Consider the following 22552-nt stretch of genomic DNA (forward strand, 5'->3'; position numbering starts at 1 on the left):
GCCATGGCCCAAAATGTTAAAAAACTGGCTCTGCTCCTCTCGAAGAGAGGAAAAAGCCTTGTGATCCGGCTAATTAATAAATTGAATTTCCTTAATTTGTTTATCTCCCTGAAATATACAACCCCAAGCCCTTTTCTTGCGAAAAAGCTTGGGGTTTGTCATCAAGCTCACAACCCTGAAATCCAGGGTTGTTTTTTTCATACGAGTCAACGCAGGTTGAAAACGCCTAACGTGGATAAATGGTTGGATTCCTGCTGAATCACATCTGTCAGGGAAATTTGCAACAAATTGCATAGAGCGGTGAGATAGAAAAGGTTTTTTCCCATCTCCGTTTTGACAATATCCTGACAGTGGTCGCACAATTGTCCAGACAAGTGAGTCTTAAAGTAATCTTTCCATTCTTCACGGGGTGCATCTTTCGGATATGACTGTTTGTCCGCCTTGATCTTGATGCAACCGCATTCAGTCACGGCTTTGGTTAAAGCCCGGTTTACCCGGGAACTTGACTCCTGGTATTTGGATGTGACATCTAGAAAACTGCGATGCCGAAGCAACAGATCATTCACTTGTTCTTGAAAGGAATGAAGATGACCGTCGCTCATGCCTTTCACCTCTTTTTAAGAATGGAGACAGCTGGACACACCTTGAAAAACAGGATATATGAAAAGACCTTTCAGGTGGTTTTCATGAAATCATTCAAATCAACCGGGATCCAGGCGGCCACTCCAAACGAATCATATTTGATTTTATTATATAGGGTGCAGATTTGTAGTGTCAATTTTTTGACTTTATCCACGACATATTTTAAGAAAAGGGATTGACTATTTGCCGGATAATATGCTAATATATTCATTTTCATTGACTAAACCTTGTTTTTGTGATATCTTGGAAATAGATATTGCCTCTGGAGGTGGATCGTTTGTTCAATGTTGGCGATAAAGTGGTATATCCGATGCATGGTGCAGGTGTGATTGAATCAATCGAAGAGAAGGAAATATTGGGAGAACGGCAGAAATACTATGTTATGCGGATGCCCATAGGAAATATGAAAGTGATGGTTCCTTTGAACAATGTAGATATTATCGGTCTGCGCGAAGTAGTTGACGAAATGACGGTTGACAAGGTGTTGAAACAGATGAAAGAAAAAGACAATCATGACACGCTTAACTGGAACCGTCGCTATCGTGCCAATATGGACAAAATAAAGAGCGGAGACATCTATGAGGTGGCAGAAGTAGTCTGCTCTTTAATGCTTCGCGATGAGGAAAAAGGTTTATCCACCGGAGAGAGGAAAATGTTGGATAATGCCAGACAGATCCTGGTCAGTGAACTGGTATTGGCAAGTGACATGAATGAGGAAGAGGCACTGGAGTTGATTGAAGGAATTTTTTTAAAAAAGAACTAATCAATTATTATTCTCTTTTTGTTACAAAAAGGTCATAAGAAAAATTTCAAGTTTCGGGTTTTCATTATGGCAAAATGTCTATAATGATTACTAGCAGAGTTTTGGGAGGAGGTGAAGCCCCGTGCTGAAACGTTTTGTTGAATTAGCTTTCACTTTGGTCGGAGCATCCGCTGGTTATTACTTTGGTCCTGAATTTTTCGGGTTGCTTCAGGAGTCTCCTCTGAATTTTGGCGAAGTTCCTGGCCCGCAATATATTGGAGCTGTACTCGGAGCTCTCATCATGTTTGTTACAACTTTTTGGCTATCCAATAATGTGGTGAAATGGATTCGCTGGAGTGAAGAGCGGCTGGTAAAAATACCTGCTGCGGATGGACTCTTCGGGGCCCTCGGCTTGATTTTCGGGTTGATTGTCGCCTTTCTGATCCAGCAACCGCTGGCTCAGTTGCCGATCCCCGGCGTGAATCGTGTCCTGCCTTTTATTTTTTCCGGTTTGCTTGGGTACCTTGGATTCAGAGTGGGATATAAAAAACGGGATGAACTAATCTCTATTTTTACACTTGGACGCCAAAACAAAGAAAATAAACTGAAAAAAGAAGAAAAACCTTATGTTGAGCATAAAATTTTGGATACCAGTGTAATTATTGATGGGCGTATTGCCGACATTTGTCGCACGGGATTTTTGGAAGGAACTCTTGTCATACCAAGCTTTGTGCTGGAAGAACTTCAGCATATCGCTGACTCTTCGGATGTTTTGAAACGGAATCGGGGACGGCGTGGACTGGATATCCTTAATAAAATTCAAAAAGAGCTGGATGTAAACGTACTGATTTATGAAGGGGACTTTGAAGAGGTCCAGGAAGTTGACAGCAAACTTGTGAAACTGGCCAAGGTACTTTCAGGGAAAGTTGTGACCAATGACTTTAACCTGAACAAGGTGTGTGAATTGCAAGGTGTCAGCGTATTAAACATCAATGACCTGGCCAATGCTGTCAAACCTGTCGTTTTGCCGGGAGAAGAGATTAATGTTCAGGTCATTAAGGATGGGAAAGAACATAATCAGGGCGTTGCATACTTAGATGATGGAACCATGATTGTCATTGAAGGTGGGCGTGATTATATCGGTGAACGGATTGATGTGTTGGTAACCAGTGTTTTGCAAACATCGGCCGGCCGAATGATTTTTGCCAAGCCCAAACTTTTGGAGAAAGCTCTGTAAAAACCGTCCTCTCTTTCAAGAAAAACGAAAAATGCCGTTGCTTGAAGCCCGTGATTGGTTTATATTCAAAACCAAGGACGGGCATTATTTTGTGCAAAAAGCGAAAGGAGACAGATGTTTGAGCGTTGGAGTGATCATTCCTGCCGCTGGTCAAGGAAAAAGAATGGGAATGGGCGAACGGAAGCAATTTTTGCAGTTCCATGGGCAGCCTGTCATCATACATACGTTGGCGTTGTTTGAAGGATTGCCGGAAGTAGATGAAATTGTTGTCGTTACTCAGGAAGAGGAGATTGCACGGACACAGAAAATGATTGAAGAAGCCTGTATTCACAAAGTAACCTGTGTTGTTTCCGGAGGAAAAGAACGACAGGAAAGTGTTTATCTGGGCTTGAAAAAAATCAGGACGGACTGGGTAATGGTACATGATGCTGTCCGTCCTTTTGTAAGTCGTGAAGCGATTTCCCGTTTGTTAAAGGTAGCAAGGATGCATGGTGCGGCAATCCTGGCTGTTCCTGTGAAAGATACGGTAAAAATGGTTGATGATGCCGGGGTTGTAGAACAGACTCCCGACCGTAAACGTCTGTGGGCAGTACAGACTCCCCAGGCTTTTCGGCGGGATATTCTGCTTTCTGCTCATGAGCAGTTTTTAAAATGGGATGCCATGGCTACCGATGATTCCATGCTGGTGGAAGAAATGGGAATCGATGTGAGAGTGGTTGAAGGGGAGTATACGAATATCAAGCTGACAACACCAGATGATTTGTTCATGGCGGAAGCGATTTACCAGATGAGGAGTAAGAAGAAATGATTCGTATTGGACAGGGATTTGATGTGCATCGGTTTGCTGAAAACAGGCCACTGATTATTGGGGGAATCGACATCCCATATCATAAAGGGCTGTCCGGTCATTCAGATGCTGATGTATTGTTGCATGCCATTACGGATGCCATTTTGGGCGCGACGGCGATGGGAGATATCGGAAAGCACTTTCCCGATACCGATGAATCGTTTAAAGATGCAGACAGTGCAGTATTATTAAGTGAAATATGGAAACAAGTAATAAAAAAAGATTATTCTTTGGGTAATCTGGACGCGACCATTATTGCACAAAAACCAAAGCTGGCTCCATATATCCATAAAATCGAACAGAGAATTGCAGAAATCCTGGGAGTTGAAGTGGAACGGGTCAATGTTAAGGCAACGACCACGGAAAGGCTTGGTTTTACCGGCAGGGAAGAAGGAATTGCCTCAATGGCCGTAGTTTGCCTGGTAAAAAACAAAGCCTGGCATAAAATGGAAAAGGAGAGATAGAAATGGACAGGGTTCGCACGCGTTATGCACCAAGTCCGACGGGTCACTTACATATTGGTGGAGCAAGGACGGCGTTATTCAGTTATTTGCATGCCAGACATCATGGCGGCGATTTCATTGTTCGTATTGAAGATACTGATACAGAAAGAAATGTTCCGGGCGCGGATGAAAAGCAAATGACTATGTTGAAATGGCTTGGCATCCGTTGGGATGAAAGCGTGGATATTGGCGGTCCTTACGGACCTTACCGCTGTCTGGAAAGAATGGGCTTTTACAATCGGTATATTGAACAGCTTTTGCAAGAAGGAAAAGCTTATTTGAGTTACAGCACACAGGAAGAACGGGAAAAAGAACGCCAGGAGCAGCTTGCCCGGGGAGAAGTCCCGAAATACAGCGGTTGGGATCGGGAACTGACCGCAGAACAGCGGGCCAGATTTGAAGCGGAGGGGAGAGTTCCCAGCGTACGTTTTCGTGTGCCCGAAGGAAAAACGATTGTGATTGAAGATGAGATCCGCGGAACGGTAAAGTTTGACTCAGATGGAATTGGCGACTTTGTCATTCGCCGACCGGATGGGCGCCCCACTTATAATTTTGCGGTTGTAGTAGATGATGCTTTAATGAAAATTACCCATGTCTTGAGGGGAGAAGAACATTTATCAAATACACCCAAGCAAATCATGGTTTATGAAGCGCTCGGCTTTAAACCTCCCGTTTTTGCTCATATTCCGCTGATTTTGAATTCGGAAGGCAAAAAAATGAGCAAACGGGATGAAACGATTATTCAATTTATTGATCAATATAAGGAATTGGGATATTTACCGGAAGCAATTGTCAATTTCCTTGCCTTGTTAGGTTGGGCCCCGGAAGGGGAAGAAGAAATGTTTACGCAACAGGAATTAATAAATCTCTTTACTCTTGATCGGGTATCAAAAGCTCCGGCCGTGTTTGATGCAGGAAAGTTGAAATGGATGAATGGGCAGTATATTAAAAAAGCACCATTGGAACGGATCGTTGAATTGGCCATTCCTTATCTGGAAAAGGCGGGCCGGATTCAAACTCCGCTTGCGGAAGAGCAAAAAGACTGGGTAACCCGTTTGGTTGCCCTGTATCAGGAGCAGTTGGAATATATCGCACAGATTGTTGAATTGACCGATTTGTTCTTTCAGACAGAAGTCCGTTATTCGGATCAGGTCAAAGAAATTCTGCGGGAAGAACAGGTTCCGGCTGTACTGGAAGCATTTTCAAGGCAAGTGGAACAACAGAAGTCGTTTGAACCGGATGATATCAAGCAGATGTTCAAGCGTGTTCAGAAGGATACCGGTTATCGGGGGAAAAAACTGTTCATGCCTGTGCGCGCGGCAGTAACAGGGGTCGATCACGGGCCGGACCTCCGTGAATCGCTCGCGTTGATTGGCCGCGACCAGGTATTGAAACGGTTGCGTGCGGCAATTGACAACTTGTAATTTTATCCGGCAAAATAGTAATAGAATATAAAATAGCTATGATTGGGAGAGTAAGATGTTTGAGAATATTCCAGAGAGGGGCTGGCTGGTGTGAAGCCCTGTTCCTGAACATTTGAAGTGCACCCATGAGCTGACCTCCGAAATGTTTATAAAAGGCAGAGTAGGAGTGTTCCGGACTCCCGCCGTTATCGGATGAGAGAGGGGCAATCAAAGCCCAAGCAGAGTGGAACCGCGGAAAACCGTCTCTGCAGCCATCACGGCTGCAGAGATTTTTTATATTCAATCTGTTAAAGAGGGGGAACTGAAAATGTCACTGTGGAGCAGGAAAAAAGGGACGCAAAGAACTCTGCAGGCTGATATTCAAGCCGTGTTTGACCGTGACCCGGCAGCCAGAAGTACACTTGAAGTCATTTTGACTTATTCCGGGTTGCACGCCTTGTGGGCGCATCGGTTGGCTCACTGGTTCTACAAGAAACGTTTGTTGTTGATTGCACGTATAATATCGCAACTCAATCGTTTTTTTACCGGCATTGAAATCCATCCGGGGGCAAAAATCGGCCGTGGGGTGTTTATTGACCACGGAATGGGCGTAGTGATTGGCGAAACGTGTGAAATTGGGGACTATGTCACGATCTATCAGGGCGTTACCCTGGGAGGAACCGGTAAAGAAAAAGGCAAGCGGCATCCCACGATTGAGGATCATGTAATGATTGCTTCAGGTGCAAAGGTTTTGGGTTCGATTCGCATAGGGCGATTTGCCAAAATTGGTGCAGGTTCCGTTGTTTTAAGAGATGTTCCTGCCAATTCCACCGTTGTCGGGGTACCTGGCCGGGTAGTGATTCAGGATGGAGTGCGGGTGAAAGATGATCTGGATCAGGTTAACTTGCCCGACCCGGTTGCGGAGATGTTCCGTTCCATGCATGAGGAAATTGAATTGTTAAAAGTACAGTTGAAGGAAATGGAAAAAAAACTGAAGGCGCAGGAAGAGAAATCAACAAAGGGGGGAACTTCCAACGATGACGATAAGACTTTACAATACACTAACCAGAACGAAGGAGGAAATGCGGGTTCGCAATAATGAGGTTCGGATGTATGTATGCGGTCCGACCGTCTATAACTATATTCACATTGGAAATGCCCGTGTATTTGTCTTCTTTGATGTAGTGCGCCGGTATCTGGGCTATCTGGGGTATAAGGTAACCTATGTGCAAAATTTTACAGACGTAGATGACAAACTGATCAACGCTTCCAAGAAAACCGGGAAGCCCGTACCAGAGATTTCAGATCGTTATATCAAGGCGTATTTTGAGGATATGGATGCTTTGGGTGTAAAACAGGCTGATATTCACCCGCGCGCAACCGAACATATTCCGGAAATGATTGAAGCCATCAGTGCTTTGATCGAGAAGGGGTATGCTTATGAAAAAAACGGAGATGTTTACTTTCGCTCTCTGAGAAAAAAAGACTATGGCAAGCTGTCCCACCAGTCGCCCGAAGAATTGAAAGCAGGAGCGCGGATTGAATTGAATGAGCAGAAAGAACATCCGCTTGATTTTGCCCTGTGGAAAGCGGCAAAACCTGGTGAAATCAGCTGGAAAACACCATGGGGAAGGGGACGGCCCGGCTGGCATATTGAATGTTCCGTAATGGCACGCAAATATCTGGGTGATACTTTGGATATTCATGCAGGCGGGGCAGACCTCTGCTTTCCCCATCATGAAAACGAAATCGCACAGAGTGAAGCCTGGACCGGAGAAACTTTTGTACGTTATTGGCTGCATAACGGGTATATTAATATGGGAGACGAAAAAATGTCGAAATCCTTGGGGAATGTGAAGCGCGTGGTGGAATTGCGCCAGGAATATTTACCCGAGGCGATCCGATATTTTCTCTTGTCCGCCCATTACCGGCATCCGATTTCCTTTAGCGAAGAAGTGATGAAACAGGCTGAAGGAAGCGTTGAACGGATGCAAACGGCTGTAAATAATCTGAATCACCGTCTGAATGCCGCTTTGCCCGGAGATGTTGATGCGGATGTGGCGCAAAAGTTGTCGCAGTTTACGGACCAGTTTAAAGCTGAAATGAATGATGACTTTAACACGGCCAATGGCATCAGCGTGTTGTTTGAAGTAGTGAAACTGGCCAACGAAACAGTGGCTAAACCGGTTGTATCCAAAGAAACAATCCGTTTGCTTCTGTACTGGTTTAAAGTACACGGGGAAGAAGTTTTGGGACTGGTTAAGACCGAAGCCGAAAATACCCTGGAACAGGAAATTGAAGCGCTCATTGAGGAAAGGCAAAAAGCGAGAAAAGCACGTGATTTTGCAAAAGCAGATGCAATCCGCGGCCAACTGCTGGCTAAAGGGATTATTTTAGAAGATACACCACAAGGAGTAAGATGGAGAAGAAAATGAACAAAATGATCTTTGGAATGCTGGATCCACTGACAAAATTGCCTCACGAGCATAATCCGTTGCTGTTGGCCTATATTGGCGATGCGGTCTACGAAATGTTTATTCGGCATCATTTAATTGCCCGTGGGGTGGTACGTCCCCAGGATTTGCAAAAAGAGGCGGTTAAATTTGTATCTGCCTTCGCCCAGTCTCATGTTTACCGCACACTGGAAGACGGTTTAACAGAGGAAGAAAGGGACATTCTCAAACGCGGCCGAAACGCCAAGTCAGGGAGCGTCCCAAAGAATGCCAGAGTTTCTGATTACAGGCAGAGCACTGGTTTGGAGGCATTGATCGGTTATCTCTATTTAAAGGGAGAAGAGTGGCGTTTGCACGAGTTGATGAGAACAGCCATTGAGATAGTAGAAAAGAAGGAGTATAGAGAAAATGACTGATTTGGTCTATGGAAGGCACCCCGTTTTGGAAGCCTTGCAATCAGAACGCTCTGTGGAAAAGGTGCTTCTGGCTGAAAATATTAACAAAAACAGTGTGCGACAGATTGTTGAGCGGGCAAAAGAAGAAAAAATCCCATACCAGTGGGTGCCTCGTGCCCGCATTGACCAATTGGCGGAAGGGCAAAACCATCAGGGGGTTGTCGCACAGGTTGCCCCTTATAAATACGCTTCCCTCGACATGCTTTTCGCACGGGCCGCACAGAAACAGGAGAATCCGTTCTTTCTGATTCTGGATGGAATTGAAGATCCACATAACCTGGGCTCTATTTTGCGTTCAGCAGATGCAGCGGGAGTCCATGGCGTGATAATTCCCAAACGAAGAGCGGCAGGAGTCACTTCGGTGGCGGAGAAAACTTCGGCAGGCGCAGCCCAACATGTGCCGGTTGTCCGGGTAACCAATCTGAACCGGGTTGCTGATGAACTGAAAGAGCAGGGAATTTGGCTGGTTGGAAGCGATGGCAGTGCGGAGCAAACCTATACGGAAGTTGATTATTCCATGCCGGTTGTACTCGTGATCGGCAGCGAGGGAAGCGGAATCCATTCGCTTTTGAAAAAAAAGTGCGATTTTCTGGTGAAACTTCCGATGAAAGGAAAGGTCACCTCCTTAAATGCATCAGTGGCGGCGGGCATTCTCATGTACGAAGTTTTGCGCAGCCGGTCGGTATATGGTTAAGCGGGACGAGTGGCTGGTGGTGGATGGGTACAACGTGGTTGGGGCAAGGTTGGGCATGCGCTGGAACCCTGTTTCAATCGAGGAGGAACGCTTGAAATTGATCCGTGATTTGTCTGAGTACCAGGCGATCACGGGCAGGCAGGTTCACCTTGTATTTGATGCGCATTCCACTCCGGAAGCCCGGACGAAGACGGATGAAGAGAAAATTTTTGTTTATTACACCCGCCGGGAAGAAACGGCAGATGAATTTATTGAACGCTTTGTCAAGAAGCATAAGAGCCCGCATCGTTCCATATATGTGGCAACGTCCGATTATTTGGAGCAGAAAATGGTGTTTGGTCAGGGAGCTTACCGGATTTCTTCCAGGGAGCTGTTGGAGGAGATTCGGATCGCAAAAGAGAAATTAAGTGGAAAATTAAGAAAAAGGAAACAGGAAAGGCAAAGAAATACGCTGGAGGAAAGATTGAGCGTCGAACTGAAACAAATATTAGAAAAATGGAGAAGGAAAAAATAGGTGAAAATTTGACGTTTTTGTTTCGATTCGGATATAATAACGTTACTGTTACTGTTACTGTTACTGTGGGTTAATATACCGAGGGTTACAGGCTACTTGGTCGGGAGGGAAAGCGGTGAGTGTAAATCTTCAATCCAGTGATTTCGTCGTTTATGACAAGGATGTCGACTACAATACACTAGCCGACGAAGAGCTGGTATATGGCGTACGTGTTGGAGATCATCAAGCACTAGAATACTTGATTAATAAGTACAAAAATTTTGTCAGAGCTAAAGCCAGGTCGTATTTTCTCATCGGAGCCGATCATGAAGATATCGTGCAGGAGGGGATGATTGGGCTATTTAAAGCGATTCGAGACTTTAAAGGGGACAAGCTGGCTTCGTTTAAAGCATTCGCCGAGTTGTGCATCACACGCCAAATCATCACAGCGATTAAAACGGCTACCCGACAAAAACACATTCCGCTAAACTCTTATGTATCATTAGACAAGCCTGCTTATGACGACGATACAGACCGTACATTGTTGGATAAAATCCCTGGAAGTCTATCTAACCCTGAAGAGATTTATATCAGCCAAGAAGAGTATAACGATATTGAAGATAAAATAGCCAAGATTCTTAGTGACCTGGAGCGTAAAGTCCTGATGTTGTATCTGGATGGACGTTCCTACCAGGAAATCGCTGTCGACTTAAATCGACATGTGAAGTCCATCGACAATGCTTTACAGAGAGTAAAGCGAAAATTAGAGAGATATCTCGAAGTTCGTGAAATCTCTCTTTAATACAAAGGATATCATAATGGATTCATGTTCGCAAAAGAACAGGTACACTATACCTGTTCTTTTGCATACCCTTAATTTCGACAAAAATCACCATATTCCTTTCAAGTAAAAAAAAATGTATTAAAAATTTGTGCTGATTGTATATTATTTAACAATTTGTTCACAAACGGCGGACAAAAAGAATGAAAACATGGATGTTGAATTGTGTGTTTTTTGTCAATAATGTATTCAAAAAACGCATTACATTGACAGTTAATGGTCTGTGTGATAATGTAGTTTGGGTATTTTCTATAGTCATTCACAGGTTTGAACGTTGATTTTCAGATTGGGAGGTGTCGGAAATGCGGGTTAATATTACATTGGCTTGTACGGAATGTCGTTCGCGCAACTATGCTTTGACCAAAAACAAAAGAAAGCATCCGGATCGTATGGAATTGCGCAAATATTGTCCGCGCTGCAATGCACATCAAATCCATCGTGAAACCAAGTAATTTGGGTTTAGCTGCTTGATATGAGATGGGGGTGACAGCATGGCTGCTTTTCTCGTAAATCTCGGACGGGGAATTCGGAGAAGCATAAAGGGAACAACAGGTTTTTTCCGCGGCAGTGTGCAGGAACTGAAAAAAGTTCGCTGGCCGAACCGGCAGGAAATGGTTAACTACACAACCGTGGTGTTACTGATTGTTTTTTTACTGGCTCTCTTTTTCTTTCTGATTGATGCTGGAATTTATCAACTGGTTAGACTAATCACTAAATAACGCAGTCACTTTTATAAGGGGGGACAGGGTTAAGACCCTGATGAGCATGGAGAAGAATTGGTATGTGGTTCACACGTATTCCGGCTACGAGAACAAGGTCAAAACAAACCTGGAAAAGCGTGTCCAGTCCATGGATATGCAAGATAAAATTTTCCGAGTTCTTGTACCGATGGAAGAAGAGGTCGAACATAAAGACGGAAAAAAGAAAATGGTAATGAAAAAAGTCTTTCCGGGTTATGTGTTGGTGGAAATGGTCATGACCGATGACTCGTGGTACGTCGTGCGAAACACACCTGGAGTTACAGGCTTTGTGGGTTCATCAGGAGCTGGTTCCAAACCGACTCCCCTTATGCCGGATGAGGTTGATGCAATTTTACGTCAGATGGGTATGGAAGAGTCCAGAGCAACAGTTGACTTCTATGTTGGTGAAAGTGTAAGAGTAAAAGATGGACCGTTCGCTAATTTTGTTGGAAAAATTGATGAGATAGATGCCAGCCGTTCAAAAATCAAAGTGATGGTCAATATGTTTGGACGGGAAACACCTGTTGAACTTGAATACAGTCAGGTGGAAAAAATTTAGCGAATATAAAGCTTTTGTTTCTAGAATGGGTGTGGTAAAGTATAACTGTTTGTTACCCCCGTCTTTGGGGCGAGCGCAAGCCCGAGTGAAAAAGGGAACTTGCCTTTCCGTGGGAGGGTAATACCCGAGAAAACCACATGTTTGAAGGAGGTAGTTTTAGCGTGGCCAAAAAAGTTATCAAAGTGGTCAAGCTGCAAATTCCCGCTGGTAAAGCCAATCCGGCACCGCCAGTAGGTCCGGCACTCGGTCAAGCCGGTGTGAATATCATGGGTTTCTGTAAGGAATTCAATGCTCGCACCGCCGATCAGGCTGGACTGATTATTCCGGTTGAAATTACGGTCTTTGAAGATCGTTCCTTCACCTTTATTACCAAAACTCCCCCGGCAGCTGTTTTGCTGAAAAAAGCTGCTGGTATTGAATCTGGTTCCGGTGAACCGAACCGGAATAAAGTAGCGACCATTAAACGGGACAAAGTGCGTGAAATCGCTGAGATGAAAATGCCCGATCTCAACGCGGCAAACGTTGAGGCTGCCATGCGTATGGTGGAAGGCACAGCGAGGAGCATGGGGATCGTTATTGAAGACTGATGATTGGGAGCCAGGCTGCTCTGCCACGAGCAGCTTCAGGCTTGTGGGAGGATCTTCCGCTATGACCACGAAGGGAGGAAATGAACGTGGCGAAACATGGTAAAAAATATCTCGAGGCTGTAAAAAAAGTGGATCATGACAAGATTTATGAGCCTCAGGAAGCATTGGAACTCGTAAAAGAGATTTCTACTGCTAAATTTGATGAAACCGTAGAAGCTGCATTCCGCTTGGGGATTGACACCAAAAAAGCGGATCAACAGGTTAGGGGTGCTGTCGTGCTTCCGCACGGAACCGGGAAAACCAAACGTGTCCTTGTCTTTGCAAAAGGGGAAAAAGCAAAAGAAGCTGAAGCTGCGGGAGCAGATTATGTAGGGGATGAAGAAACCGTCAACAAAGTCAGCGAGGGATGGATCGATTTTGATGTTGTCGTTGCAACTCCTGACATGATGGGAAAAGTAGGCCGTTTGGGCCGTATTTTGGGCCCCAAAGGCATGATGCCAAACCCGAAAACAGGTACTGTTACTTTTGAAGTGGAAAAAGCCGTTAAAGAAATCAAAGCAGGTAAAATCGAATACCGTGCCGACAAAGCCGGTAACATCCACGCTGCAATCGGTAAAGTATCTTTTACAACTGAACAGCTTCTTGAAAACCTGCAGACACTGGCTGATGCATTGTTGAAAGCCAAACCCGCTGCAGCCAAAGGAACCTATATGAAAAGCGTAACGGTTTCTTCCACGATGGGTCCTGGAGTTGCTGTCAGCTCTCAACGGTTAGGTGCCAGCTGATTCCGCTTTTTGAAACAGGATTTGCCATGGTGAGGGGAAAAAGGCGCATTGACCCATCTCACCTTTTTTGATATAATCCATCCGTGGAATACCAAAAAACGTAAATTGCGATCCGAGTGTCAGCTCTGTTACGAATTTCAGGAACGGAATGGTTGCGGGTCAGAAGAACCTTGCAGTTTATTGTCTGAGCAGTTTACACTGGTCTTTGTAAAAATGGGATACAGCTTTTACCGTAGACAGTAGGTGCTTGTAACTGCGCTTAATATCCTACCGAGGTAAGTTTGAATATATGGATGACTGATCTGTGAATCCATATGGGTAACGAAGCCTTCGCCTGTCTACGGAGGCTTTTTCTATTTTCTAAAAACTCCTGGTGAGGAGGTGTGCCGCGTGTCCAAAATGATTGAAAAGAAAAAACAAATTGTAGCAGAGATCGCTGAAAAACTTGAGAAAAGCAAAAGCACAATTATAGCTGACTATCGCGGTTTGAACGTAAAACAGATGAATGAGCTTCGCAAACAATTGCGCGAAGCCGATGTGGATTTCCAAGTGCTCAAAAACACTTTGACCCGCCGGGCTGCTGAAAAAGCTGGCGTAAGTGAATTGAACGAGCATTTAACTGGACCAACCGCTGTTGCATTCAGCTATGAAGATGTAGTTGCGCCAGCGAAAATTCTTCATGGCTTTGCCAAAGAGAATAAAGAGCTGGAAATCAAAGGCGGGATGGTAGAAGGCAAAGTTGTTTCGATTGATGAAATAAAAGAGCTTGCCGAATTGCCATCTTACGAAGGATTGCTCTCCATGCTTCTTAGCGTATTGCAAGCACCTATTCGCAATTTTGCGTTGGTTGTCAAAGCTGTTGCTGATAAAGACGGTGAAGCGGGCGAAGCTGCGGAGGCTTAATAAAGAACGAAATTTTATTTGAACGTAGGGAGGTTTCCTTTATGTCTAAAGAACAAATTATTGAAGCGATTAAGGGAATGAGCGTTCTTGAACTGAACGAACTCGTAAAAGCAATTGAAGAAGAATTTGGTGTAACAGCTGCTGCCCCGGTTGCAGTAGTAGGCGGAGGAGCAGGCGGAGATGCTGTTGAAGAAAAAACAGAATTTGATGTAATTCTGGCCAGTGCTGGTTCCTCCAAAATCAACGTTATTAAAGCGGTTCGTGCAATTACCGGACTTGGCTTGAAAGATGCAAAAGCACTTGTTGACAATGCTCCGTCTCCTGTAAAAGAAGGAGTTTCCAAAGAAGAAGCGGAAAAAGTGAAAGGACAACTTGAAGAAGCCGGTGCAACTGTAGAAGTGAAGTAATTGGATCTGGCCAACCCGCCGTCGTCGGTCGGCGGGTTCTCTTTTATGCCCGGACACATCCCGGGAAAGAAGCGGCCATCAAGTATCCGGTGACCGAAAGCATCCGCAAAAGGAGATCAGAGTCCATGTCAGATCATTACTTTTCTGCCAAACCGGAGGCACAAGAAGAAGGACGCCGGGTTCGTGCTGTCCTGTTGGGACAGCCATTTACCTTTTATACAGATGCCGGTGTTTTTTCAAAAAAAGGTATAGACTTTGGCAGCCGACTCCTGATTGAAACTGTGAAGATTGAGCCGAGGTCTCATGTATTGGACCTGGGTTGTGGCTACGGGGCGATTGGAATCGCTGTTGCAAAGACGGTTCCGCACGTAAAGGTGACGATGGTTGATATTAATGAACGTGCGATCCGGTTGGCTAAAGAGAATACCGAGTTAAACCAGGTGGAGAATCAGGTGAAAATTATGATCAGTGACCGTTTTTCTGCCCTCGAAGGAGAAGCGTTTGATCACATTTTGTTAAATCCTCCGATCCGAACAGGCAAAAAAACGGTTTACGCTATGTTTGAAGAAGCATCCAAAGCACTTGTCTCAGGCGGATCTTTATGGATCGTTATCCGTAAACAGCAGGGAGCTGTTTCTGCGAAAAAGGAATTGGAGCAACTGTTTTCCAGTGTGGATGTCGTTGACAGGAAAAAGGGATATTGGGTGATTCGGTCACGAAATGATTGACACCAATTTTTGCTTATGATAGTGTTATAAATTGCAGAAAGTGGCTTCTCTTTTAGGACAAGTAATGAACAAATTGTGTAAAACCAGTTGGTTTATGAAATATTCCAACTGGATAAAATAGGTAAATAGACTGCTTCTAGGTAAAAATGAGGTTTTATTTTCACTCATTTTCTTTTTTTACTGTGACCTGTCGCTAAAAAAACTGAGCGACTTTGACTGGGTGCGAGGGGGGAGTTTGTGTGGCTGGTAAATTAATCCCGTGTGGTCGTCGGCAACGTCGGAGTTATGCTCGCATTAAAGAGGTTTTGGAATTGCCAAACCTGATTGAGATTCAGCAAAAATCATACGAGTGGTTTTTGGATGAAGGATTGCGCGAAATGTTTCGCGATATTTCGCCAATCGAAGATTTTACAGGCAACTTGGTGTTGGAGTTTATTGATTACAGTTTGGGTGAACCGAAATATACGGTTGAGGAAGCCAAGGATCACCAGGTAACCTATGCTGCACCTTTACGTGTGAAAGTCCGTCTGATCAACAAGGAAACGGGCGAGGTAAAGGAGCAGGAAGTATTTATGGGTGACTTCCCGCTCATGACTGAAACAGGCACCTTTATCATCAATGGTGCAGAACGTGTTATTGTCAGCCAACTGGTTCGTTCGCCTAGTGTGTATTATAACACGAAAGTGGACAAAAACGGGAAGCCTACTTTTACTGCAACCGTCATTCCAAACCGTGGTGCGTGGCTGGAGCTTGAAACGGACGCAAAGGATATTATTTATGTCCGGATTGATCGTACGCGCAAAATCCCTGTAACGGTTCTTTTGCGTGCTCTTGGTTTTAGCAGCGATGCTGAAATCCTTGATCTGCTGGGTGAAGATGAATTTATTCGCAATACCCTGGATAAGGACAATACGGGGAATACGGAAAAAGCGCTTATCGAAATTTATGAGCGGTTGCGTCCCGGTGAACCGCCAACTGCGGAAAATGCCCGCAATTTGCTGTACGCACGTTTTTTTGATCCGAAACGTTATGATCTGGCAAATGTCGGTCGCTACAAGATTAACAAAAAACTTCATATCAAGAATCGATTACTTAATCAAAAATTGGCTGAACCTATTGTCAATGCCGAAACCGGTGAAATTTTGGCAGAATCTGGACAAGTGCTTGAACGCCGGCTGCTGGACAAGTTGCTTCCTTACTTGACTGGCAAAAATGCCTATGGGCACAAGTCTTTCAAGGTGCGCAGGGGAGTACCTGATGAAGGTACGATTGAGCTGCAATCTATCGATATTTTTTCGCCCAATGAAGATGGAAAAGTGATCAAGGTTATTTCCAACGGGGAAATTGATGATTCGATCAAACATATTACTCCCGCGGATATTCTGGCTTCGATCAACTATTTCATCAATCTGCTGCATGGAGTTGGCTCCACGGATGATATCGATCACCTTGGAAACCGCCGCCTCCGTTCAGTCGGGGAACTTCTGCAAAACCAGTTCCGAATCGGTTTGTCCCGGATGGAGCGGGTAGTTCGCGAACGGATGTCGATTCAAGATGCCAATGCGATTACTCCGCAAGCTTTGATCAATATCCGTCCAGTCATCGCAGCGATTAAAGAGTTTTTTGGCAGCAGCCAGTTGTCTCAGTTTATGGATCAGACCAACCCGCTGGCCGAACTGACACACAAGCGTCGTTTGTCGGCATTGGGTCCTGGTGGTTTGACCCGGGAGCGTGCGTCGTTTGAAGTGCGTGATGTTCACCACTCACACTATGGTCGGATGTGTCCGATCGAAACTCCTGAAGGTCCAAACATCGGGCTGATCAACTCACTATCGACATTTGCCCGTGTAAATCAATACGGCTTTATTGAAACACCTTACCGTCGGGTCGATCCTGATACGGGACGGGTAACTGATCAGATTGATTATCTGACTGCAGATGAAGAAGACAATTATTACGTTGCACAAGCGAATGCACCACTGAATGAAGACAATACGTTTGCCAATCCAACGACGACTGTTCGTTACAAGGATGAGATTATCAACGTACCCCGGGAATGGGTGGATTACATGGATGTTTCTCCGAAACAGGTTGTATCTGTGGCAACCGCATGTATTCCATTTCTGGAAAACGACGACTCGAACCGGGCTTTGATGGGATCAAACATGCAGCGGCAGGCTGTTCCGTTGCTTAAGCCGGAAGCGCCGTATATCGGGACAGGCATGGAGCATATTGCAGCCCGCGATTCCGGGGTAATGATTCGTGCGAAACGGCCTGGCACCGTCGTTCGCGTTACGGCAGACGAAGTTTGGGTCCGTCATGAGGAAGAGGTTGACGGCCGTATTGTGCAAGGTGATATCGATAAATATAGATTGACGAAATTTGCTCGCTCGAACCAAGGAACATGCATTAACCAGCGCCCTGTTTGCCGGCATGGGGAAAAAGTCAAGGCAGGCGATACCCTGGCGGACGGTCCTTCGACGGAACAGGGGGAACTGGCGCTCGGGCGCAATGTCGTGGTTGCCTTTATGACCTGGGAAGGTTACAACTACGAAGATGCCATTTTGCTAAGCGAAAAGTTGGTTAAAGAAGATGTTTACACTTCAATTCATATCGAAAAACATGAATGTGAAGCACGAGATACAAAACTGGGACCGGAAGAAATCACACGCGATATTCCCAATGTCGGGGAAGACGCACTGAAAAACCTGGATGAACGCGGAATTATTCGTGTGGGAGCGGAGATCAAACCGGGGGACATCCTGGTAGGCAAAGTAACTCCCAAAGGAATGACGGAATTAACCGCCGAAGAACGTTTGTTGCATGCTATATTCGGCGAAAAGGCCCGTGAAGTTCGAGATACCTCGCTGCGTGTTCCTCATGGTGAAGCCGGAATAGTTGTGGATGTCAAAGTCTTTACCCGGGAAAACGGGGATGAGCTGCCACCTGGTGTCAACCAGTTGGTTCGTGTTTACATCGCCCAGAAACGGAAAATTTCCGAAGGGGACAAAATGGCGGGCCGTCACGGAAACAAAGGGGTTATTGCCCGGATTATGCCGGAAGAAGATATGCCGTTTTTGCCGGATGGAACTCCCGTCGAAGTTGTCCTGAATCCGCTTGGGGTGCCATCACGGATGAATATCGGTCAGGTCCTGGAAGTTCATCTTGGAATGGCGGCCAAAACATTGGGCTTGCATATGGCAACACCGGTATTTGACGGCGCTACGGAAAATGATGTATTTGAAACGCTGGAAGAGGCCGGACTTAATCCTGACGGCAAAACCATTCTGTACGACGGACGAACGGGTGAACCATTTGAGAATCGGGTAACCGTGGGTGTCATGTACATGATCAAACTGGCACACATGGTTGATGATAAAATCCACGCCCGTTCGACAGGGCCATATTCACTGGTTACGCAGCAACCGCTTGGAGGGAAAGCCCAGTTTGGCGGTCAGCGCTTTGGTGAGATGGAGGTTTGGGCATTGGAGGCATATGGTGCAGCTTATACCTTGCAGGAAATTCTCACTGTGAAATCGGATGATGTCGTTGGCCGTGTCAAAACATATGAAGCGATTGTAAAAGGTGAAAATGTGCCAGAGCCGGGTGTTCCTGAATCCTTCAAGGTTCTGATCAAGGAGCTGCAAAGTCTGGGATTGGATGTCAAGATTCTTTCCGAAGACGAGCAGGAAATTGAGATGCGTGAACTGGATGAGGAAGATGAACCGGCCAGTGAGAAATTAGGATTTGATTTACAAGTTGACGAGGAGAAAGTTCGATCCAACTCTTCATCGTAGTGCGTAACGGGATATCACTTTTTGCTATCCCGCACGCACAACGGGATGAATCCTGAGGGAGGAATCGCCCAATGCTCGATGTGAATAACTTTGAATGTATGAAAATTGGTCTCGCCTCTCCTGAAAAAATCCGTTCTTGGTCTCGTGGTGAGGTGAAAAAACCCGAAACAATCAATTACCGTACGCTAAAGCCTGAAAAAGAAGGCCTGTTCTGTGAAAAAATTTTTGGGCCGACCAAAGACTGGGAATGTCACTGCGGAAAGTATAAACGCGTACGTTATAAAGGGGTTGTTTGTGATCGATGCGGGGTTGAAGTGACACGGGCCAAAGTGCGGCGTGAACGCATGGGTCACATAGAACTGGCAGCTCCTGTTTCACATATCTGGTATTTTAAAGGAATTCCCAGCCGGATGGGTCTGGTGCTGGACATGTCCCCGCGTTCGCTGGAGGAAGTGATTTATTTTGCTTCTTACGTTGTTGTTGAACCGGGACCCACTCCGCTTGAGAAAAAACAACTTTTATCCGAGAAGGAATATCGCGCTTACCGCGAAAAATACGGCAATTCCTTTACAGCAATGATGGGTGCAGAAGCCATCAAGCGATTGCTCTCGGAAATTGATCTGGATAAAGAAGTGGAAGCATTGAAAGAGGAATTGCTGACAGCTCAGGGACAAAGAAGAAATCGTGCCGTCAAGCGCCTGGAGGTATTGGAGGCATTCCGCTCTTCCGGAAACAAGCCTGAGTGGATGATTTTGGATGTGCTTCCGGTGATCCCGCCGGAATTGAGACCGATGGTACAGCTGGATGGCGGACGGTTTGCAACTTCTGACCTGAATGACCTCTATCGCCGGGTAATTAACCGGAACAACCGGTTAAAAAGACTGCTTGATCTGGGTGCACCTGACATTATTGTCCAAAACGAAAAAAGGATGTTGCAGGAAGCGGTGGATGCCCTGATCGACAACGGGCGACGCGGTCGTCCTGTCACTGGTCCCGGAAATCGTCCTCTCAAATCGTTGTCACATATGCTGAAAGGGAAACAAGGGCGTTTCCGCCAGAATTTGCTTGGGAAACGGGTAGACTATTCCGGCCGTTCCGTTATTGTGGTTGGACCTTATTTGAAGATGTATCAATGCGGGTTACCCAAGGAAATGGCTCTGGAACTGTTTAAACCGTTTGTCATGAAAGAGCTTGTTGCAAAAGGGCTGGCCCATAATATCAAGAGCGCCAAGCGGAAAGTGGAACGTGTTCACCCGGAAGTTTGGGATGTTCTTGAAGAAGTGATTAGGGAACATCCGGTACTGTTGAATCGGGCTCCTACCCTGCACCGTTTGGGAATCCAGGCATTTGAGCCGGTTCTGGTTGAAGGGCGCGCCATCCGGTTGCATCCTTTGGTATGTACTGCATATAACGCTGACTTTGACGGGGACCAAATGGCTGTCCACGTTCCCCTGTCAGCGGAAGCCCAAGCGGAAGCCCGTTTGTTGATGCTGGCAGCACAAAACATTCTGAATCCGAAAGATGGCAAGCCGGTTGTAACCCCGTCGCAAGACATGGTGCTGGGTTCTTACTACCTGACAATCCAAAAGGATAACGAAATCGGGGAAGGCAGTGTCTTCTACTCAATTGGCGAGGCCATCAGTGCGTATCAGCAAGGATACATTACGTTGCATACGAAAATTGCCATTCCTGCCAGAAACATCAACAAAACGTCCTTTACGGAAGAGCAGCAGAACGCTTTGCTGGTAACGACTGTCGGAAAACTGATCTTTAATGAAATCTTCCCGAAAGATTTCCCTTATATCAATGAGCCGGGAAAAGCCAATTTCCAACGGACTCCGGACAAGTATTTCATTTTCGAAAAAGGAATTGACATCAAGGAGTTTGTTAAAAAAAACGAAAATCCAAGTGCGTTGAAAAAAGGAAACCTTGGAGCGATTGTTGCCGAATGCTTCCGCCGGTTTGGCACGACAGTCACTTCTGAGATTCTGGATAAGGTGAAAGAGCTGGGATATAAATATTCAACCAAAGCCGGAATCACGATTTCTGTCTCTGATGTTTCTGTTCCGGAAGAAAAACAGGAAATTCTGGCCAAGGCTGATGAAGATGTCCAAAAAGTATTGAAGCAGTACCGGCGCGGACTGATTACCGATGAGGAACGGTATGAGCGTGTCATCGCCATTTGGAGCAAGGCCAAGGACAAGATTACCGAAGTTCTGATGAAAAATATGGGTGAGTACAATCCGATTTACATGATGGCCAATTCCGGTGCGCGGGGGAATGTATCACAAATTACCCAGCTGGCCGGTATGCGCGGCTTGATGGCCAACCCTGCCGGCAAGATTATTGAGCAGCCGATTCGCACCAATTTCCGTGAGGGATTAACCGTGTTGGAGTACTTCATTTCAACCCACGGAGCACGGAAAGGCTTGGCTGATACGGCGCTAAGGACAGCCGACTCCGGTTACCTTACCCGCCGTTTGGTCGATGTTGCCCAGGATGTCATTGTGCGTGAAGAGGACTGCGGAACCGATAAAGGGATTACCGTTACCAGACTGGCCGATGGCAGTGAAGTGATCGAAGAGCTGTATGATCGGATTTTGGGGCGCACCTGTTTCCAAACCATTCGTCATCCTGAAACAGGTGAAGTGATTGTTGGCCGCAATGAATTGATCGATGAGGAAATAGCCGCAAAAATTATCGAAGCCGGTATTGAAGAAGTCGTCATCCGTTCCGTTCTCAAATGCCGCACCAAACACGGTGTATGCAAAAGGTGTTACGGACGCAACCTGGCTTTGGGCAAACAGGTGGAAATCGGCGAAGCGGTTGGAATTATCGCAGCACAGTCGATCGGTGAGCCTGGAACCCAGCTTACCATGCGTACTTTCCATACAGGCGGTGTTGCGGGAGACGACATCACGCAAGGTTTGCCGCGGATTCAGGAACTGTTTGAAGCCCGAAACCCAAAAGGACAGGCCGTAATCAGCGAAATTGCCGGTACCGTCAAGGATATCCGTGAAAACAAAGACCGCCGTGAAATTGAAATTGAAGGCATGGTAGAATCAAAAGTTCATGTAGTACCCTATGGTGCACGATTGAAAGTGGATGTGGGAGACGTTGTTGAAGCCGGTGACGAGTTGACAGAAGGATCGATCGACCCGAAAGAACTGCTTCGCATTAAAGGAGTCAGTGGCGTGCAGGCTTACATTCTGCAAGAGGTACAGAAAGTGTATCGTTTGCAGGGGGTGGAAATTGATGATAAACATGTCGAAGTGATGATTCGGCAAATGATGCGCAAGGTGCGTATTACCGATTCCGGTTCGACCGATTTGTTGCCGGGGTCTGTTGTGGATATTCATGACTATGAAGAAGCCAATCGAAAAGTATTGCTGTCAGGCGGAGATCCTGCTGTCGGCCGGCCGATTCTGCTTGGAATCACCAAGGCATCGCTAGAAACCGATTCGTTCCTGTCGGCGGCATCTTTCCAGGAAACGACCCGTGTTCTGACTGATGCGGCGATCAAAGGAAAAGTTGACCGTCTGCTCGGCTTGAAAGAGAATGTGATTATCGGCAAACTGGTACCGGCCGGTACCGGCATGTCACGTTACCGGGCATTGGGATATAAACTGGCTAATGAGGTTAAAAGCGATGATTCCAAGTCCAGGGAAACCGTGATGATTGAATAGAGATTGTTGTTGACTTTGCTCATTGTTGGTGGTAATATATGCTCGTGTGC

The 22552-nt window shown here is 45.9% G+C and carries 22 protein-coding genes and 2 other annotated features; of the genes, 21 read left to right on the forward strand and 1 reads right to left on the reverse strand.

Annotated features, from left to right (window positions below):
* Positions 1 to 206: 206 nt before the first annotated feature.
* On the reverse strand, positions 207 to 602 hold the full coding sequence (locus H2C83_RS12855) for a nucleoside triphosphate pyrophosphohydrolase family protein (protein WP_181741393.1): 396 nt from the start codon (positions 600 to 602) through the stop codon (positions 207 to 209).
* Positions 603 to 910: 308 nt separating this feature from the next.
* Between H2C83_RS12855 and H2C83_RS12860 the strand changes: the two genes are divergently transcribed.
* The 21 genes from H2C83_RS12860 to rpoC all read left to right on the forward strand — a co-directional run bounded on the left by H2C83_RS12860 (position 911) and on the right by rpoC (position 22502).
* A complete protein-coding gene (locus H2C83_RS12860; RefSeq protein WP_312853917.1) occupies positions 911 to 1405 on the forward strand; it encodes a CarD family transcriptional regulator in 495 nt (164 codons plus the stop codon).
* Positions 1406 to 1526: 121 nt separating this feature from the next.
* Positions 1527 to 2621 carry a PIN/TRAM domain-containing protein gene (locus H2C83_RS12865; RefSeq protein ID WP_181741395.1) on the forward strand — a complete coding sequence of 365 codons (1095 nt, stop codon included), beginning with the start codon at positions 1527 to 1529 and terminating at the stop codon, positions 2619 to 2621.
* Positions 2622 to 2739: 118 nt separating this feature from the next.
* Positions 2740 to 3429 carry a 2-C-methyl-D-erythritol 4-phosphate cytidylyltransferase gene (gene ispD, locus H2C83_RS12870; RefSeq protein ID WP_246333905.1) on the forward strand — a complete coding sequence of 230 codons (690 nt, stop codon included), beginning with the start codon at positions 2740 to 2742 and terminating at the stop codon, positions 3427 to 3429.
* Positions 3426 to 3932, forward strand: coding sequence for a 2-C-methyl-D-erythritol 2,4-cyclodiphosphate synthase (gene ispF / locus H2C83_RS12875; RefSeq protein ID WP_181741399.1), 507 nt, complete (start codon positions 3426 to 3428; stop codon positions 3930 to 3932). The genes ispD and ispF overlap by 4 nt, the downstream gene beginning before the upstream one ends.
* A 2-nt stretch (positions 3933 to 3934) precedes the next feature.
* On the forward strand, positions 3935 to 5395 hold the full coding sequence (gltX, locus tag H2C83_RS12880; protein WP_181741401.1) for a glutamate--tRNA ligase: 1461 nt from the start codon (positions 3935 to 3937) through the stop codon (positions 5393 to 5395).
* 29 nt (positions 5396 to 5424) lie between these two features.
* Positions 5425 to 5645 (forward strand) — a binding site (T-box leader).
* Positions 5646 to 5702: 57 nt separating this feature from the next.
* Entirely contained in the window at positions 5703 to 6473 is a 771-nt protein-coding gene (cysE, locus tag H2C83_RS12885) for a serine O-acetyltransferase (protein ID WP_181741527.1), read from the forward strand.
* Complete coding sequence (gene cysS / locus H2C83_RS12890) at positions 6412 to 7809, forward strand: cysteine--tRNA ligase (protein WP_181741403.1); 1398 nt, start codon at positions 6412 to 6414, stop codon at positions 7807 to 7809. Before cysE ends, cysS begins: the two co-directional genes overlap by 62 nt.
* Positions 7806 to 8243, forward strand: a complete 438-nt coding sequence (locus tag H2C83_RS12895; RefSeq protein ID WP_281364164.1) for a Mini-ribonuclease 3 — start codon at positions 7806 to 7808, stop codon at positions 8241 to 8243. The genes cysS and H2C83_RS12895 overlap by 4 nt, the downstream gene beginning before the upstream one ends.
* Positions 8227 to 8976 carry a 23S rRNA (guanosine(2251)-2'-O)-methyltransferase RlmB gene (rlmB, locus tag H2C83_RS12900; protein WP_181741531.1) on the forward strand — a complete coding sequence of 250 codons (750 nt, stop codon included), beginning with the start codon at positions 8227 to 8229 and terminating at the stop codon, positions 8974 to 8976. Before H2C83_RS12895 ends, rlmB begins: the two co-directional genes overlap by 17 nt.
* Positions 8969 to 9490: an NYN domain-containing protein gene (locus tag H2C83_RS12905; protein ID WP_181741405.1), complete on the forward strand. Its 522-nt coding sequence runs from the start codon at positions 8969 to 8971 to the stop codon at positions 9488 to 9490. Before rlmB ends, H2C83_RS12905 begins: the two co-directional genes overlap by 8 nt.
* A 115-nt stretch (positions 9491 to 9605) precedes the next feature.
* Positions 9606 to 10271 (forward strand): RNA polymerase sporulation sigma factor SigH, encoded by a 666-nt coding sequence (gene sigH / locus H2C83_RS12910; RefSeq protein WP_181741407.1) that lies wholly within the window; start codon positions 9606 to 9608, stop codon positions 10269 to 10271.
* A 341-nt stretch (positions 10272 to 10612) separates the two neighbouring features.
* A complete protein-coding gene (rpmG, locus tag H2C83_RS12915; RefSeq protein ID WP_181741409.1) occupies positions 10613 to 10762 on the forward strand; it encodes a 50S ribosomal protein L33 in 150 nt (49 codons plus the stop codon).
* Between the two features lie 39 nt (positions 10763 to 10801).
* Positions 10802 to 11029 carry a preprotein translocase subunit SecE gene (secE, locus tag H2C83_RS12920; protein WP_181741411.1) on the forward strand — a complete coding sequence of 76 codons (228 nt, stop codon included), beginning with the start codon at positions 10802 to 10804 and terminating at the stop codon, positions 11027 to 11029.
* A gap of 46 nt (positions 11030 to 11075) precedes the next feature.
* Positions 11076 to 11609, forward strand: coding sequence for a transcription termination/antitermination protein NusG (gene nusG / locus H2C83_RS12925; RefSeq protein ID WP_181741533.1), 534 nt, complete (start codon positions 11076 to 11078; stop codon positions 11607 to 11609).
* 161 nt (positions 11610 to 11770) lie between these two features.
* Entirely contained in the window at positions 11771 to 12196 is a 426-nt protein-coding gene (rplK, locus tag H2C83_RS12930) for a 50S ribosomal protein L11 (protein ID WP_181741413.1), read from the forward strand.
* Between the two features lie 86 nt (positions 12197 to 12282).
* Positions 12283 to 12981 carry a 50S ribosomal protein L1 gene (gene rplA / locus H2C83_RS12935; RefSeq protein ID WP_181741415.1) on the forward strand — a complete coding sequence of 233 codons (699 nt, stop codon included), beginning with the start codon at positions 12283 to 12285 and terminating at the stop codon, positions 12979 to 12981.
* A 212-nt stretch (positions 12982 to 13193) separates the two neighbouring features.
* Positions 13194 to 13346, forward strand: a sequence feature (ribosomal protein L10 leader region).
* A gap of 25 nt (positions 13347 to 13371) precedes the next feature.
* Positions 13372 to 13884: a 50S ribosomal protein L10 gene (gene rplJ, locus H2C83_RS12940; protein WP_181741417.1), complete on the forward strand. Its 513-nt coding sequence runs from the start codon at positions 13372 to 13374 to the stop codon at positions 13882 to 13884.
* Positions 13885 to 13925: 41 nt separating this feature from the next.
* Positions 13926 to 14291, forward strand: coding sequence for a 50S ribosomal protein L7/L12 (gene rplL / locus H2C83_RS12945; protein ID WP_181741419.1), 366 nt, complete (start codon positions 13926 to 13928; stop codon positions 14289 to 14291).
* 125 nt (positions 14292 to 14416) lie between these two features.
* Complete coding sequence (locus H2C83_RS12950; RefSeq protein WP_181741421.1) at positions 14417 to 15019, forward strand: class I SAM-dependent methyltransferase; 603 nt, start codon at positions 14417 to 14419, stop codon at positions 15017 to 15019.
* A 239-nt stretch (positions 15020 to 15258) separates the two neighbouring features.
* A complete protein-coding gene (gene rpoB / locus H2C83_RS12955) occupies positions 15259 to 18816 on the forward strand; it encodes a DNA-directed RNA polymerase subunit beta (RefSeq protein ID WP_181741424.1) in 3558 nt (1185 codons plus the stop codon).
* Positions 18817 to 18887: 71 nt separating this feature from the next.
* On the forward strand, positions 18888 to 22502 hold the full coding sequence (rpoC, locus tag H2C83_RS12960) for a DNA-directed RNA polymerase subunit beta' (RefSeq protein WP_181741426.1): 3615 nt from the start codon (positions 18888 to 18890) through the stop codon (positions 22500 to 22502).
* Positions 22503 to 22552: the final 50 nt, after the last annotated feature.

Origin of the sequence: Thermoactinomyces mirandus (assembly GCF_013868055.1) — a bacterium.
GTDB classification, from domain to species: domain Bacteria; phylum Bacillota; class Bacilli; order Thermoactinomycetales; family Thermoactinomycetaceae; genus Thermoactinomyces; species Thermoactinomyces mirandus.